14 protein-coding genes are annotated in these 15,804 nt (G+C 45.3%); 3 read left to right on the top strand and 11 right to left on the bottom strand.

The window, feature by feature from the left end; all coding sequences use genetic code 11:
• Positions 1–4: 4 nt before the first annotated feature.
• Both gcvH and gcvT read right to left on the bottom strand, forming a co-directional pair.
• Positions 5–388 (bottom strand): glycine cleavage system protein GcvH, encoded by a 384-nt coding sequence (gene gcvH, locus M3079_RS04025; protein WP_021715692.1) that lies wholly within the window; start codon positions 386–388, stop codon positions 5–7.
• 30 nt (positions 389–418) lie between these two features.
• Positions 419–1,501: a glycine cleavage system aminomethyltransferase GcvT gene (gcvT, locus tag M3079_RS04020; RefSeq protein WP_249077366.1), complete on the bottom strand. Its 1,083-nt coding sequence runs from the start codon at positions 1,499–1,501 to the stop codon at positions 419–421.
• 1,052 nt (positions 1,502–2,553) lie between these two features.
• Here gcvT and M3079_RS04015 point away from each other — a divergent pair.
• Positions 2,554–3,519 (top strand): glycosyltransferase family 2 protein, encoded by a 966-nt coding sequence (locus M3079_RS04015; RefSeq protein WP_249077365.1) that lies wholly within the window; start codon positions 2,554–2,556, stop codon positions 3,517–3,519.
• Positions 3,520–3,540: 21 nt separating this feature from the next.
• Positions 3,541–4,977: a glycosyltransferase family 39 protein gene (locus tag M3079_RS04010; protein WP_249077363.1), complete on the top strand. Its 1,437-nt coding sequence runs from the start codon at positions 3,541–3,543 to the stop codon at positions 4,975–4,977.
• Positions 4,978–5,109: 132 nt separating this feature from the next.
• On the opposite strand, the gene M3079_RS04005 is transcribed toward M3079_RS04010, so the two are convergent.
• Positions 5,110–5,898, bottom strand: a complete 789-nt coding sequence (locus M3079_RS04005; RefSeq protein ID WP_044896729.1) for an HAD-IIA family hydrolase — start codon at positions 5,896–5,898, stop codon at positions 5,110–5,112.
• A 211-nt stretch (positions 5,899–6,109) separates the two neighbouring features.
• Between M3079_RS04005 and M3079_RS04000 the strand changes: the two genes are divergently transcribed.
• Entirely contained in the window at positions 6,110–6,529 is a 420-nt protein-coding gene (locus M3079_RS04000; protein ID WP_021715689.1) for a DUF3842 family protein, read from the top strand.
• Between the two features lie 94 nt (positions 6,530–6,623).
• Here the strand turns inward: M3079_RS04000 and M3079_RS03995 are convergent, their stop codons facing one another.
• From M3079_RS03995 to ligA, 8 genes are all read right to left on the bottom strand, one after another.
• Positions 6,624–7,856 (bottom strand): M20/M25/M40 family metallo-hydrolase, encoded by a 1,233-nt coding sequence (locus tag M3079_RS03995; protein ID WP_249077361.1) that lies wholly within the window; start codon positions 7,854–7,856, stop codon positions 6,624–6,626.
• Between the two features lie 207 nt (positions 7,857–8,063).
• Positions 8,064–8,954 carry a Fic family protein gene (locus M3079_RS03990; protein WP_249077359.1) on the bottom strand — a complete coding sequence of 297 codons (891 nt, stop codon included), beginning with the start codon at positions 8,952–8,954 and terminating at the stop codon, positions 8,064–8,066.
• Positions 8,955–9,286: 332 nt separating this feature from the next.
• Positions 9,287–9,595, bottom strand: coding sequence for a DUF898 family protein (locus M3079_RS03985; protein ID WP_021715685.1), 309 nt, complete (start codon positions 9,593–9,595; stop codon positions 9,287–9,289).
• Between the two features lie 9 nt (positions 9,596–9,604).
• Complete coding sequence (gene gatB / locus M3079_RS03980; protein ID WP_021715684.1) at positions 9,605–11,050, bottom strand: Asp-tRNA(Asn)/Glu-tRNA(Gln) amidotransferase subunit GatB; 1,446 nt, start codon at positions 11,048–11,050, stop codon at positions 9,605–9,607.
• Entirely contained in the window at positions 11,050–12,516 is a 1,467-nt protein-coding gene (gatA, locus tag M3079_RS03975) for an Asp-tRNA(Asn)/Glu-tRNA(Gln) amidotransferase subunit GatA (RefSeq protein WP_249077358.1), read from the bottom strand. Before gatA ends, gatB begins: the two co-directional genes overlap by 1 nt.
• Positions 12,517–12,533: 17 nt before the next feature.
• Entirely contained in the window at positions 12,534–12,821 is a 288-nt protein-coding gene (gene gatC / locus M3079_RS03970) for an Asp-tRNA(Asn)/Glu-tRNA(Gln) amidotransferase subunit GatC (RefSeq protein ID WP_021715682.1), read from the bottom strand.
• 181 nt (positions 12,822–13,002) lie between these two features.
• Positions 13,003–13,689 carry a hypothetical protein gene (locus M3079_RS03965; protein ID WP_249077357.1) on the bottom strand — a complete coding sequence of 229 codons (687 nt, stop codon included), beginning with the start codon at positions 13,687–13,689 and terminating at the stop codon, positions 13,003–13,005.
• A 12-nt stretch (positions 13,690–13,701) separates the two neighbouring features.
• Positions 13,702–15,798: an NAD-dependent DNA ligase LigA gene (gene ligA, locus M3079_RS03960; protein ID WP_249077356.1), complete on the bottom strand. Its 2,097-nt coding sequence runs from the start codon at positions 15,796–15,798 to the stop codon at positions 13,702–13,704.
• Positions 15,799–15,804: the final 6 nt, after the last annotated feature.

Below are 15,804 nucleotides of genomic sequence, written 5' to 3'. Positions count from 1 at the left end.
TCCTTTATGCTTGTTCTTCTTTTACAAATGCTTCGTATTCTTCGGCAGTCAGCAAATCTTCCTGATCGGTAATTTCGTCAAAACGTACCAGCCAGGCATCATAAGGAGCTTCGTTAATGGTCTGCGGAGCGTCGGCCAGTTCTTCGTTCACTTCGGCAACGGTGCCGGTAACAGGGCTGTAAACGTCAGATACAGCTTTTACGGATTCCACATCGGCGAAAGTATCGCCTGCGGCAAAGGTATCGCCCGGCATGGGCAGGTTAACAAAAACCAGGTCGCCCAATTCGTTCTGTGCATAATCGGTAAGGCCTACCGTTGCGCTGCCGTCCTCGGCAAATTTTACCCACTCGTGGGATTTGGTGTAGCAAACGTCGTTAGGAATGTTCATAATAAATAGCCTCCTTAAATTGATTTTATTTTAAGCGCGTTTATAAAACGGCAGGGGTACTACTTCGGCGTCAATTCTGCGTCCGCGCACATCCACCTGCACTTTGGTGCCGGGTTCGGAATAAGAAGCGGGCACCATTGCCATGGCAACGGGCGCGTTAAGGTACGGGCAGTGCGTGCCGCTTGTTACAATGCCGATTTTTTCTTCGCCGCTGTAAACATCACAGTGCTCGCGCGCAATGCCGCGGCCGGTAATTTTTAAGCCCACGCGGATTACCTTCGGGTCACCCTTGGCTAAAATGGCGTCCATGCCGATAAAGCGGTCTTTGCCGAGTTTTACGAAAAAGTCCAGCCCTGCTTCCAGCGGGGTAATATCGTCGGTCAGTTCATGCCCGTAAAGAGGCATGGCAGCTTCCAGGCGCAGAGTGTCGCGCGCGCCAAGGCCGCAGGGAATAAGGCCAAACTCTTTGCCTGCTTCCAGCAAAATATCCCACAGCTTCGGGCCGTCTGCGGCAGCGCAGTAAAACTCGTAGCCAAATTCGCCGGTATAGCCGGTACGCGAAACAATGCACTTAATGCCCTGCACGTCCACATCTTTTACAAAGCTGTAATATTTTTTGGGTATGCCGTCTTCCGGTACAATTTTAGCCGCAATTTCCTTGGATTTCGGCCCCTGAAGTGCCAGCTGGGCAACGGAATCGGAAATATCTTCAAAAGAAGCGCTGCCAAAAAGATGCGCCTTGACCCACTCCGCATCCTTATGGCGGTTAGCGGCGTTAACAACCAAAAGATATTCTTCGCCGTTTACTTTATAAATCAAAACATCGTCAACAATGCCGCCGCGCTCGTTGCACATCGGGCTGTAACGTACCTGTCCGTCATACATATTTTCAAAATCGTTGCAGAACAAATTCTGCACATTGTTAAGCGCATCAGCGCCTTTAATTAAAAATTCGCCCATGTGCGATACGTCAAAAAGCCCGCAGGCAGTGCGTACTGCCATATGTTCCTTAATAACGCCCGTATACTGCACCGGCAGGAGATACCCTGCAAAAGGCACAATTTTACCACCGGCCGCAACATGGCAATCATAAAGAGGTGTTTTCAGTTCCATCAAAACAATGCTCCTTTATAACTAATAATCCGGTAGTTATCCGGTATATAGTTCCATTATATACTATTAGATGGACAAGCTTCAATGAAAACTTTATTTTAAAAATTTACAGTATAAAGCTTACATTTTTTCACTCCGCTTGTAAATAAAATAATGTTTACCTTTTATTCAATGTATAAATCATTACTGCCCTAACGTACAAAAACGGCAAGTTTTTATGCCTGTTGTTACTTCTGCTGTCAGTATAAAGTTATACATACTGCACGCTGTATGTGCTTCGTAAGCAAAGCATTTCTTGTGTTTACCTTTATGGGAAATGCCACTTTCCAGATCTGCAGTTAATACAAAGGTTTCTTTTTCCCTGCCGCTGTTACCATCAAATGGCTTTTTGTTTTAGTCTTACTTTATTTCATTTATCTCTTTCAGAAATTCTTTGGTATATCTTTTGAGTGTGCGGCGCAGCGAAGGCATGCCATAAATGTGATGGATGAGCACGATTTTAAAGAGGACTACAGGGGCGATGCTCGTCCTGTCGTTGTCGTTGCAATAGAGTTCATTTACTATTGGGTAGATTTCGCTGAAGTTTATTGCGTTGCCTATTTTCCGTAAGATATGGTTTTGTGGTACTAAATTTTCTATATTTACAAATTTTAAAAGGTTTCTTTCGGATTTTTCTTTTGCTAACATTTTCATCAATATCTATGATAACAACAAAACCGCCGTTTGGCTACTTTGCTGACAAACTGAAAGCTCCCGTTTTAGAGAGAGCTTTTTTATTTTGCTTTCAGCAAATATCGTATGGTAATCAGCCTTAATTTAAAATTGCCGGAATGACACCTAAAACAATAAAAAGTACAATATTCTTGCAGAAGTGTTTTTTTGCAGAAATTTGTACTTTGTAGCAAACAGATTTTAGGGACTTTTAAGCACTGTTGAAATCTTGAAAATAAAGTTTTTGATGATATAATAAAACAGTAATGCTAAATACAAAAAGTACACTTTTTAGTCAGGTAGTTTTTTCTCCTTGAAATTAGATATTGAGGTGAAATTAAGTGTTTTCTGAAAATAACCCTATATTATATATAATTATCCCTTGCTACAATGAACAAGAAGTATTACCTATTACAGCCCCAAAATTTTTAGCTAAACTAAATCAGTTAATTAATGATAATAAAATTTCTCCAAAAAGCAGAATTTTGTTTATTAATGATGGCAGCAGTGATAAAACATGGGATATTATCAAAGAATTATCTCATAAAGACGAACATTATATGGGTATTTGTCAGAGCAGGAATCGTGGTCATCAAAACAGTGTTTTGGCAGGATTAATGGAAGCTAAGGACATATGTGATATAACCATTTCAATCGATTGTGATGGTCAAGACGATATTAATGCCATGGATAAAATGATAGACGCATATACTAATCATAATTTTGACGTTGTATATGGCGTTAGAGAAAAAAGAACTTCAGATACATTTTTTAAACGTTTCACAGCGGAATCATTTTATAAATTTTTAAAATTTATGGGAGCGGATGTCGTATTTAATCATGCTGATTATAGATTACTTTCGTCTAAAGTATTACAAGAATTTGCAAATTTTAAAGAAGTAAATTTATTTCTCCGCGGACTAATTCCATTGGTAGGTTTTAAGCATACTAATGTTTATTTTGAAAGATTTGAACGTATTGCCGGCGAAAGCCATTATCCATTGTCAAAAATGTTAAGTTTAGCTATTGACGGCATTACCAGTTTAAGCATAAAACCATTAAGAATTATTACAGCATTAGGACTTGTAGTATCAATATTAAGTTTTATAGGCGCTTTATGGGCAGTATTATCTGAATTCAGCGGACGTACTGTAGCAGGTTGGGCAAGCACCATTTGTATTGTTTGCTTTATGGGCGGTATCCAATTAATTTGTTTAGGGATGATTGGAGAATATGTTGGTAAAACCTATATGGAAGTAAAAAGCCGTCCAAGATATATTATCAGCGATAGAACTGGGCACAAATAATATATTGGAGATTTTGTTAAAATGAAATATTTTATTGAAAATAATAAACCAATATTATTTAAAGTCCTAAGTATAATTGGCTTTTTACTCATTATCTTTTTAACATTCTATAAACTTGATGTAAGTTCTATAAAAGATTGGGATGAAGCGCGGCACGGCGTTAATGCTTATGAACTCCTGAAAAATGATAATTGGCTTATAACCACTTATGGCTATAAAAATGATTATTGGAATTTAAAACCGCCTTTAAGCGAATGGTTAATCATATTAGGTTATAAAATTTTTGGTTTTAACACTTTAGGTTTAAGAATTTATTCGGCGTTATCTCACCTCATTACTGTTATTATCTGTTTTTCTTTTTCTAAAAAGTATTTAGGAAAACTTTCTGCTATTTTTACTTTATATGCTTTTGTCGCTTGGAAAACATTTTATGGTTCGCATTATGTTAGGTATGGCGATGCAGATAGCTTTTTCATAATGCTTTATGTCATAGCTACATTAAGTTTATGTATGATAGAGAAAAATAAAAAATTTCTATATTTAGCATGCTTCTGTTGTGCTTTAAGTTTTTTGGCTAAAGCAACTCATGCAGGAATATTTGTTGTATGCATTTTTATTGTTATTTTTGGAAGTAGTTTTATAAAAAAACTTACTATAAAAGAAATATTAACTTGTTTTATTTTTGCTGTTACGCCTATTGCAATATGGGCTGTTTCACGATATATAGCCGATGGGCCTAAATTTTTAGAACAAATGATTTTTTATGATGTAATAGCAAGAAGCACTAAAACTATTGAAGGGCATGTCGGCGGGCCATTATTTTACGTAAGACAATTTTTTAATAGTAAATTTGCTTTTGTTATTTTTCCTTTTCTAATGAGTTTTATAATTCTTTGTAAAAAATATGATATCAAAAAAATAAACTTAAAACCGTGCATAATCGCTATTTTAATTCCATTTATATTATTTTCCATTGTTAAATCTAAATTTCCATGGTATGTTTGGGGTACTTACCCTTTAATGTGTATTTTAGCTGGTTATGGATTTAGTTTATTATATAATAAGGTATTAATGTTACCAAAGATAAGAACTGCTTTATTAATAATTGTTATATGTTGTATCTCAATTTTTTCTTTTAAAAATATTAAAATGATAGCAAAGGTGCATACAGATAATGTTCCAGCAGATCATATCCAAGTTTTGTTAAGCAGAAACGAAAAATATAATATGAAAACTGTATATTTCTGGGATAAAAAAACTAAAGGCAATTGGCCTCAAAGCAGTTTTTTAGCCATTGAACTTTATGGAGATATGATAGGCGAACATGGCGGTATTGATGCTTTTATAAAAAATAAGAATAGTTATCTCATAATTAACAAAGAAGAACTTTCTAATTTAAAATTTGAATACGATATTTGTAATCAGACATCAAACTTTGTTTTAATAAAACAAAAATAAACCAGTTTTATCAAGAATCTCAGTGTATAAACACGCAAACCAGCCCTTCCGCACCATAAAGGCACGGAAGGGCTGTTGTTTAGGTTGAGTTATTTACTTTTTCGTTTATTGCTTTTGCAGTACTAGAACGCGTTATTCTTTCGGTACAATATCGCCGACGCCGTTTAAAATATGGCGCGGACGGTAAGCAAACACCTGCATGTTTTCGCGCGTGGTTACGCCGCTGAGCACCAGCACCGTTTCCAGTCCGCTTTCCATACCGGCAACAATATCGGTGTCCATGCGGTCGCCAATCATGGCAGCTTCGTCGCTGTGCACACCCAAAAGGCGCAGACCGGTGCGCATCATCAGCGGGTTCGGCTTGCCAACAAAGTAGGCGCTTTTGCCCGTTGCCAGTTCAATCGGCGCAACAAAAGCGCGGCAGGCCGGAATAATGCCGTTTTCCGTAGGGCCGGTCAAATCGGAATTGGTTGCAACAAGTTTTGCCCCGTTTTGAATCAGCTTAACGGCTTTAATAATCATCTCGTAATTATAAGATTTAGGCTCGCCGATAACAACGTAATCCGGCGTAGAATCATTCATGGTAATGCCAACTTCATACAAAGCGTTCATCAAACCAGCTTCGCCCATAACGTAAGCGCTGCATCCTGGCGACTGGCTGTTTAAAAAACGCGCCGTAGCCTGTGCGCTGGTGTAAAAATGGGTTTCGTCAATATCAAGCCCCATGCGCTGTAATTTCTGCTGCAAATCGCGCGGCGAACGGTCGCTGGAATTGGTTAAAAACAAAAACTTTTTGTCTTCCTTGTACAGCCATTCCACAAACTCCTTAACGCCGGGCAGCAGCCTGTTGCCGTGGTAAATAACACCATCCATATCGCATATAAAGCCTTTTTTGTTTCTGATTTCATCTAAATTTTCTATTGTAAACACTCCTTTCAGTGCCAAACTCTATTTTTATTATGCAGTAAAATCATCATAAATTCAACTGCGCGGGCAGATAAATTGCAAAGTTAACAAAAAATTTACGCCGCTTTAAAACGAATGTAAAAAATACTGTTCTTTTTGGCAAAACGGATTTATGTTATAATAAACAGGGTTTTATTTTGTTTTAAGGTGTTTACAGGAGGTTTTTATGCGCATTGTTTTTATAGACGGCATGGGCGGCGGGCTTGTTGCACAGGTTATCAGCCAGGCAGCAGGGCGCCTTCCGGCGGATACGGAACTTATCGGGCTTGGCACCAACGCGCTTGCCACTGCGGCAATGCTTAAAGCAGGGCTTAAACGTGTGGCCACCGGCGAAAATGCGGTGTGCGTAACGGCACAGACGGCGGATATTATCGTCGGCCCCATCGGCATTGTACTGCCAAACGCCATGCTTGGCGAAGTAACTCCGCGTATGGCAGAGGCGGTTGCTTCAAGCCGAGCGCGTAAACTGCTTTTGCCGGTATCGCAAAGCCACTTTGAATTTATCGGCGTGGAAAATAAATCCATCGGCGTACTTGTAAAAGAAGCCGCCGAAAAAATTGTGGAAATAGCGTCAAACAAAAATTAAAACTTAATATGCCGCACAAAACGGTTATATGTTAAAACGAGGCTAAGCCTGACGCTTAACCTCGTTTTTATTTTGGTTCTAAATTGCCTTAATTTTATTTAACGCCGGTTTTTAAAAGTTCTGCCAGGGTAATGGCAAACGCCGCGGTGCGCGGTACGGCGGTTTTTAAATCTACCGATTCGTGGTCGGTATGCTCGTCATAGTTTTCTACGCCCAAAGCGTCCAAAGTCGGAATGAATTTAGCGGTGCGGTTGCCGTCCGTTAAGCCGCCTGCCACCCATTCGTTCACCTTGCCGCCGAATTCTTCGGCAACAACGCTGCTGTATACATCAATCATTTTCTGCACGGCAGGAGTTTTTTCCATCGGGCCGGTTACAATGCCGCCGGTAACTTCTACTTTAGTGCCGTCGATAACGATTTTATCTGCCAGTGCTTTAATGGCTGCGTCCAAACGTTTCTGCTCAGCCACTTCAAAGCAGCGCACGTTTACTTCGCAGTAAGCGTCGCCGGGGATAACGCTGATTTTATCGTTGGTGCTGCCGATAACGCCCACGTTAACGGTGTTGGGCGGAATGAACTGACCGCTGTCCACAATACCGCGTGCTTCCAGTGCTTTGGCGGTAAAATCTTCCGGTTTGCCGGGCATGGGGCTTGCCAGCTTATGCAGCTCGGTAATGGTGTAAGCCAGCTGGTGAATGGCGTTGGCGCAGCACTGCGAAGCGTTGCCGTGGTGCCCGCCTTTGCCGGTAACGGTAATTTTGTATTTCGCGTTGCCTTTACGCTGGGTTACAATGCCCCAGTTCGGGCGCGCAACGTCCATAATAACGGCAAAATCTGCCTGCTGCGAAAGCTCTGCCACAATGCCTTCGGCAGTCGGGCTGCCGCCTTCTTCTTCGGCGTTGGTGTAATAAATAATTTCTTTATAATCGTCAAAGCCTGCTTCTTTTAAAGCCGCAAGGCCGTAAATAACTTCCATAACCGTTGCTTTGTCGTCGCCTACGCCCGGTCCCCAGGCAAAGCCGTTTTCATCCACGCGGAAGGGGCGTTTGGCAGCTTCGCCGCGTTTAAACACGGTGTCAACATGCGCAACCAAAAGCACAGTCTGCGTGCCCTTGCCCTTAAGGCGCGAAATTAAATGGCAGGCGCGGTCGTTATAACGGAACTCCGTCTCCGCCCCCAGCGCCTCCATTTTGGCGGCTACAAATTTATTGGCTTCCGTGGTGCCTTCCAAATCGCCGTTACCGCTGTCGATATTGGTCAGCGCTTCCAAATCCTTCACATAGTTATCGTACTCTTTTGCCAGATAGTCTTTAATAAATTTACGCATGGCTATCCTCCTTTAATTTGCTATACTAATTAAATTCGCCGCCGCAGGCGTTAATCCTGCCGGGCAGAATTTTTTACCGGCGCTTAAACCGCAGCAGCCCAAACACGTAGTTTCCGTATTTGAAAAACTGACAGCTTAATAAACGCAAGCACGCAAAAACGGCAGTAAGGCTCAAACCTTGCTGCCGTTTTGTATTTGCCGATAAAATCAATATTTAATTCTGAAATAATCAAGATAGGCTTTATACCTGTCCTGCGCTGTAAGGCAGGTATCGGTAAGATAACCTTTTTCCCTGCCCCATTCCTTTAAACCACGGTAATAAAACATTTTTAAATTATCTTCAATGATAAACGGAACAATGCCGTATTTTAAGCATTCCTTAAACATAATTAGCCTGCCGACGCGGCCGTTGCCATCCTGAAACGGATGTATCCTTTCAAACCGTACGTGAAAATCCAAAATATCTTCCAGCGTTTTTACTTTTTTGGCACTATACGCCGCCAGCAGCGCCTGCATTTCAGCAGCAACATCTTCCGGCAATGTTGTAGCCATGCCGCCTACTTCGTTAGGCATTTTTTTGTAGGCGCCAACGGCAAACCAATCCTGCCGCGCATCACTGGTGCCGTTTTTTAAAATAAGGTGCAGTTCTTTTATAAATTTTTCCGTAAGCACTGCTTTGGCTTTATCAATAATTAAATCAATACAGCGGAAATGATTGGCTGTTTCAATAACATCATCTACATTAACCGCTTCGCCCGTTACACCTATAGTATTGGTTTCAAAAATATAGCGGGTCTGGTCATGCGTTAAACGGCTTCCTTCAATATGATTGGAATTATACGTCATTTCAATCTGCGTTTTATGGTAAATGCCGCCGCTGTATTTATTAGCTTTTTCGCGCTGCAAAATTTCAAGCAAGGTTTGCGGCTTTGCAGTTTTAGTGTTGCTGCGCTGAGGCTTTTCCGCATCCGCGGGAATCTGCCACGTTTTGCCGTTTAAAACCGCGCCTTCTACTCGCCCTTTAGCACAGTAATTACGAACGCTGCGCTCGGAAATTTTCCATTTTTTTGCCGCTTCTGCTGCCGAAAGATACTGCATTTTCCCGCCTCCCAACTCAATTAACTATATTTAAAGTATAACATATTACCGGCAAAATTTACAATTTTATTCTTTTGTATTTTAAATATTTTTTGCCGGTAAAATCCGTCTTTATTTTAACCCTGCTCGACCAGCACCTTTTAAAAGGCCTACACGCAAGGTAGTTAACAAAACCACTGACGCATAGCATACAGCCTTATACTGACGAATGCGAACGCGCAAAAATTAAGGAACTGGAATACGCCATGGACTTACAATAAAATAACACCCGTACGCAAAAACGGCAGGCTTTTACGCCTGCCGTTTTTATATTTGTTATAACTTTTTAGTTTTCAGTCCGCAAATACGGTGTTGCGGGTTTCCCAGCGTTTAAACTGGCAATAGCCCCACGGAATGTAAATGCCGAAGGTAATGGTTGTCAGCACCATAATCAGCAGCCACTGAAAGAAAAAGCCAAAACCTGTTCCTTCAAAGCGCAGCTGCCTGCCGTTAACGTAGGTGTTGCTGCAAATCCAGCGCTGCTGCGCGCTGTATGCCCACGGAAAGAACAAACCGCAGGTAATAACGGTCAGCACGGTTGTCCATATGCAAAGCCACAGATAACCGAAGCCGCTGCCGTCAAATTCAAAATCGCGTTTCATGTGCGCTCCTTACTGCATTTTTTCTTTCAGCAGTTTGTTAACCATGCCCGGGTTAGCTTTGCCGCGGGATTTTTTCATTACCTGACCAACAAGGAAGCCGATGGCTTTATCTTTGCCTGCTTTGTAGTCGGCAACGGACTGCGGATTTTCTGCCAGCACTTCGTCAACGATAGCGGCAATGGCGCCTTCGTCGCTAACCTGTTCAAGGCCAAGCTCTTTAACAAGCTGTTTCGGGGTTTTATCGCTGTTTTTCAGCATTTCGGCAAATACTTTTTTAGCAAGCTTGCTGCTCAGTACGCCGTCTTTGGTTAAAGTTACCAGTTCGCCAAGGTTTTCCGGTTTAACCGGGAACTGTTCAATGGTAATGTTTTCAGCATTAAGATATGCGGAAACATCGCCCAGCAGCCAGTTGGATACACCTTTGTCATCCTTGCTGTTTGCGCAGGCAGCGTCAAAGTAATCTGCCATGGCTTTGGTAGCAACGATTAAGGAAGCGTCATATTTCGGTAGGCCGTGTTTTTCAACAAGGCGCTGCAAACGCTGTGCCGGCAGTTCCGGCAGTTCGCCGCGTACGCGTTCAATCCATGCGTCGTCAATTTCAACCGGTACAAGGTCAGGTTCAGGGAAGTAACGATAGTCGTGTGCTTCTTCCTTGCTGCGCATGGAAAGGGTTACGCCGTTGGCTTCGTCCCATGTGCGGGTTTCCTGTACTACATGGCCGCCGTCCTCAAGAATTGCTTTCTGGCGTTCAACTTCATATTCAATAGCGCGTACCAGTGCGCGGAAGGAGTTAAGGTTTTTAATTTCGGCGCGGGTACCGAATTCTTTGGCGCCTTCCGGCATGATGGAAATGTTGGCGTCGCAGCGCAGGCTGCCTTCCTGCATTTTGCAGTCGCAAACGTCAATGTATTCCAAAACTGCTTTCAGCTGTTCCATATAAGCGCGTGCTTCTTCGGCGCTGCGCATATCCGGTTCGGAAACGATTTCCAGAAGCGGTACGCCGGCACGGTTGTAGTCTACGGAAGAAAAATCGGAAGTGCTGATGGTAGCGCCGCTGTGGTTCAGTTTGCCTGCGTCTTCTTCCATGTGAATGCGGGTAATGCCAAGGCGTTTGGGCACACCGTCAACTTCAATGTCAATATGGCCGCCGAGGCAAACCGGCTGGTCAAACTGAGAAATCTGATAATTTTTGGCAAGGTCGGGGTAAAAGTAGTTTTTACGGTCAAATTTATTGAATTTCTGAATTTCGCAGCCCAGTGCAAGGCCCGTACGGATGGCAAATTCAACAACCTGTTTGTTCAGCACCGGCAATGCGCCAGGCATGCCGAGGCACACGGGGCAAACATGGGTGTTAGGCGTGCTGCCGAACTCGGTGGAGCAGGAGCAGAAGGCTTTGGTTTTGGTTTTTAATTCGGCATGTACTTCAAGGCCGATAACTGTAATATAGTTTTTCATTATTTGTTACCTCCCAGCGGTGCCATTGCTTTATGGAAGTCAGTAGCCTGTTCAAAGGTGTAGGCTGCGCGCAGCACGGTTTCTTCGTCCAGAACTTTGCCGATAAGCTGCATGCCGACAGGCATACCGTCTGCAAAGCCGCACGGAATGGAAATACCCGGCAGGCCTGCCATGTTTACGGGAATGGTGGTTACGTCCAGCATGTAAATGGAAAGCGGGTCCATTTTGCCGTCAACCGGATAAGCAACAACCGGAGAAGTCGGAGTCAGCAGCACGTCGCATTTTTCAAACGCTTCATTAAAGTCGCGGCGAATAAGGGTACGTACCTGCATTGCTTTTTTGTAGTAAGCGTCATAGTAACCGCTGCTTAAAACGTAAGTGCCAAGCATAATACGGCGGCGTACTTCAGGGCCAAAACCTTCGGTACGGCTCAGCCTTGTCATTTCCGGAGCGCTGGTGGCGTTGGCAGCGCGGAAGCCGTAGCGCACGCCGTCATAACGTGCAAGGTTGGCGCTTGCTTCTGCCGGAGCAATGATATAGTAAGTAATTACTGCATATTCGGTATGCGGCAGCGAAACATCAACAATTTCAGCGCCGAGTTCTTCGTATTTTTTAACGGCTTTTTCAATTTCGGCTTTAACTTTGGCGTCAACGCCTTCGCCGTAGTATTCTTTCGGCAGGCCGATACGCAGGCCTTTAACGTCGGCGCGCAGCGCTTTGGTAAAGTCGGGCACATCAACCGGCAGGGAGGTGGAATCGTGTTCATCCTTGCCGCAGATGCAGTTCAAAACGGTTGCAGCGTCGGTAACGTCGCGGGTAATAGGCCCAATCTGGTCAAGAGAGGACGCAAACGCAACGCAGCCGTAACGGCTTACGCGGCCGTAAGTCGGTTTAATGCCAACGCAGCCGTTAAAAGAAGCCGGCTGGCGGATGGAACCGCCGGTATCGGAGCCCAGGCTCCAGATTGCCTCGCCTGCGGCAATAGCAGCTGCGCTGCCGCCGGAAGAACCGCCCGGCACGCGGTCAAGATTCCACGGATTATAGGTTTTATGGAAGTAAGAGCTTTCGGTGGTAGAGCCCATTGCAAATTCGTCCATATTGGTTTTGCCGGTAAAAATGGCGTCATCCGCACGCAGTTTGCTGATAACGTGCGCATCATAAATAGGCACAACATTAGCCAGCATTTTGCTGGAGCAGGTGGTTAAAAGGCCTTTTGTGCAGATATTGTCTTTAATTGCACCGGGAATGCCTGCCAGCGGAGCGATTTCTTCGCCTGCGGCAATTTTGGCATCAACCTTGGCAGCCTGTGCCAGTGCGTTTTCTTTATCTAAAGTTACATAAGCCTGTACTTTATCTTCAACTTCGTCAATGCGGCTGTATACGTTTTCGGTAAGCTCCACGGAGCTGATTTCTTTTTTAACCAGCTTGTCATGCAGTTCGTGGGCTGTTAATTTATATAAATCCACAGTTGTTCCTCCTTCTGTTATTCGATTACGCGCGGTACTTTAAAGCCGTCGTTGTATACGGCAGGCGCGTTTTTCAGCGCGTCCTCATGGGATACGCCCGGTTTTACAACATCCTCGCGGAATGCGTTGCTTATCGGCAGTACGTACGGGGTCGGCTCAATGCCTTCCGTATCAATCTTTTCCAGAATATCGGCATAATTGAGGATTTGGTTAAACTGTTCGGTAAATTTTTCCATTTCGCTTTCCGGAATCGTTAAACGGGAAAGCCCGGCGATGTGTTCAACATCTTTTACTGTTACCTTCATTAGTACGCCTCCTAAAAAATTTATGATGAATTTTATCAATAACCTGTTTTATTATACCACACAGTACCAGTCTTGTGCAGTATTTTGGTAAGCCTTAGCTAAATAAAATTGCGTAAAATAAATGCTTAATGCTGCCAAACAGCAAAAATGCCCCCGCAAAACCTTTACGGAGGCAGATTGTTTATTCAAATGACGTTAAAAAGTTGCGCATGCAGTCCTCAACGCCGCGTTTAACAGCTTTGGCTCGGCTCGGTTCGCCGATTTTCCAGAAGTTAATGGAGCTGGACGAGCCGATGCTTTCCACGTTCTGGTTAAACAAAAAGCGTTCTTCGTTAACATCAACGCATTTTAATTTCATCGTTACCACGGCGCTGTAGGTTTGCGAGCCTACAATAACCATAAAGCCGGTTTCCTTTTCGCGCACCGGCAGCAGGCTGATAAACAGCACCCTGTCCGCACCGCAGGCTTTGCCAACGGCAACAAGTTCTTCAAGCGTCGGCACTTCGGCGTTTTCAAACGGATGCGCCAAAAGCGCCTTCTGCACGGCGTTATTGCCTATGATTTTTGTAACGCTTTTCTTTTTGCCGGGGTATTTGGTTTCCAGCGCTTCTTTAACGGCGTTCACCGCCATTTCGCGGCTGCGCCCTTCAAGGCCGGATACATCAACATACGGCAGCACAGCCACGGTATAGGGCTGCGTGCATTCGGTAATCTCAGCATCGGTGTTGGTAAAATGCGTCTCGCCGGTATCGGCAACGCCCATATCGATAGCGTCAATGCTGCTTACTTCTTTTTCTGCCGCCAGCGCCGTACCTGCAAAGCACAAAAGCACTGCCGCAACAGCTAAAAATTTATAAAATATCTTCATAATATCACCGCTTTAAAACAAACTCTGTTCTTCGCCCTGCTCCGCTTTTGCTGCTTCATTTTCTGGGCGCGCGTCATTTCCGGCTTCACCGCCGTGCTCGCCCAAAAGGCGCAGGAACTCTGCTTCGTCGATAACGGTTACGCCCAGCTGCTGCGCTTTCGTCAGCTTGCTGCCTGCTTCCGCACCGGCAACAACGTAATCGGTCTTTTTGCTTACGCTGCCCGTAACCTTTGCGCCAACCTGCTGCGCCATGGTCTGCGCCGTTGCGCGGTCCAGCGTTGGCATGGTACCGGTAAACACCATGGTTTTGCCGTAAAACGGATGCGCCGTGTCAAGCTCCGCCGCTTCCATTTCCATGTTAAGGCCAAGCTCTTTCAGGCGTTCAATCAAATCAATATTCACCGGCGAAGCAAAATACGTTACCACGCTTTCGGCAATCTTCGGGCCAATATCTTCAATGGCGGCAATTTCGTCCGTTTCCGCCGCCATCAGTTTTTCCATGCTGCCAAAGTGCAGCGCAAGCAGCCTTGCCACCTTTGCGCCCACATGGCGGATGCCGAGCGCGAACAGCAGCCTGTCAAGGTTCTGCTTTTTGCTTTCGGCAATGGCGTTTAAAAGATTGTCTGCCGATTTGTCGCCCATGCGCTCCAGCGCCGTAAGCTGCGGCTTAACCAAAAGGTACAGGTCGGCAGGGTCGCTGATAAGCCCGTTATCCAGCAGCTGGTTGATAACCGCCGGGCCGCAGCCGTCGATATCCATTGCCCCTTTGGAAGCAAAGTGAATCAGCCCTTCGCGCCCCAGCGCCGGGCAGTGCGGATTAGTGCAGCGTATTGCCGCCTCACCGTTCAGGCGTTCCGTTTTCCACCCGCATTCCGGGCATTCGGCGGGCATAAAAAATTCCTGTTCCGCGCCGGTGCGTTTTTCCTTCACCACATGCAGCACTTCCGGTATAATTTCGCCGGCTTTATTAATAACAACCGTGTCGCCAATGCGGATATCCTTGCTGCGGATGAAGTCCTCATTATGCAGCGTTGCGCGGCTGATGGTGCTTCCGGAAAGTTTTACAGGGGTCAGCACCGCCGTCGGCGTCAGCACGCCCGTGCGCCCAACCTGAATAATGATGTCCTCCAGTTTTGTTTCTGCCTGTTCCGGCGGAAATTTAAAGGCAATGGCCCAGCGCGGGTCTTTGCCGGTTGCACCTAAAATGTTTTGCTGATACACGGCGTTAACCTTAATTACCGCGCCGTCCGTATCATAGGCAAGGCTTTGGCGTTTGGCGGCAAAATCCTTTATTTTGGCAATCGCTTCGTTGATGTTTTTTACAACGGCATAGCCTTCGCTTACCTTAAAGCCGTAATCGTGCAGCATAGCAAGGCTGGCGGAATGTTTATCCTTGTGCCCTGCGCCCACGCCGTAGGCAAAAAAGCTCAGCTGGCGGCTTGCCGTTACTTTCGGGTCAAGCTGGCGCAGGCTGCCCGCCGCCGCGTTGCGCGGATTGGCGAATTCGTTTTCGCCCGCTTCGCTGCGCTGCTCGTTCAGCTTCATAAAAGCGTGGCGGGGCATGTAAACTTCGCCGCGTACATCCAAAAGCTCCGGCACTTCTTCGCCTTCCTTAACGTTCAGCGTCAGCGGAATGGAACGGATAGTGCGCACATTGGCGGTTACATTTTCGCCAACTTCGCCGTCGCCGCGGGTTGCAGCACGTACCAGGCGGCCGTTTTCGTAAATCAGGCTGCAGGCAAGGCCGTCAATTTTCGGTTCAAAAACATATTCCACCTCGCTGCCTTCGGGCAGGCCGCTTTTTACGCGCGCGTCAAACGCAGCAAGTTCTTCATCGCTGAAGGCGTTGCCCAGAGAAAGCAGCGGCGTCATATGGCGCACTTCGGTAAACTCCGGGCTTACCTTGCCGCCAACCCTGCGCGTAGGGGAATCGGGCGGCACATCGTCAGGATATGCGCGCTCAAGCTCCTGCAAACGGCGCATTAAAGCGTCATATTCGGCGTCGGTAATCTCCGGCGCATCCAGTACATAATATAAAAATTCGTGATGGCGTATTTCCCTGCGCAGTTTCTGCGCTTCGTCCAGTGCTTGCGCACGTTCTAAATCCATAATGCC

It is taken from the genome of Phascolarctobacterium sp. ET69 (assembly GCF_023336935.1).
Taxonomy (GTDB): domain Bacteria; phylum Bacillota; class Negativicutes; order Acidaminococcales; family Acidaminococcaceae; genus Fusicatenibacter_A; species Fusicatenibacter_A intestinipullorum.
The sequence above is the reverse complement of the archived record's forward strand: the minus strand, read 5'-3'. Positions and strand labels throughout refer to the sequence as shown.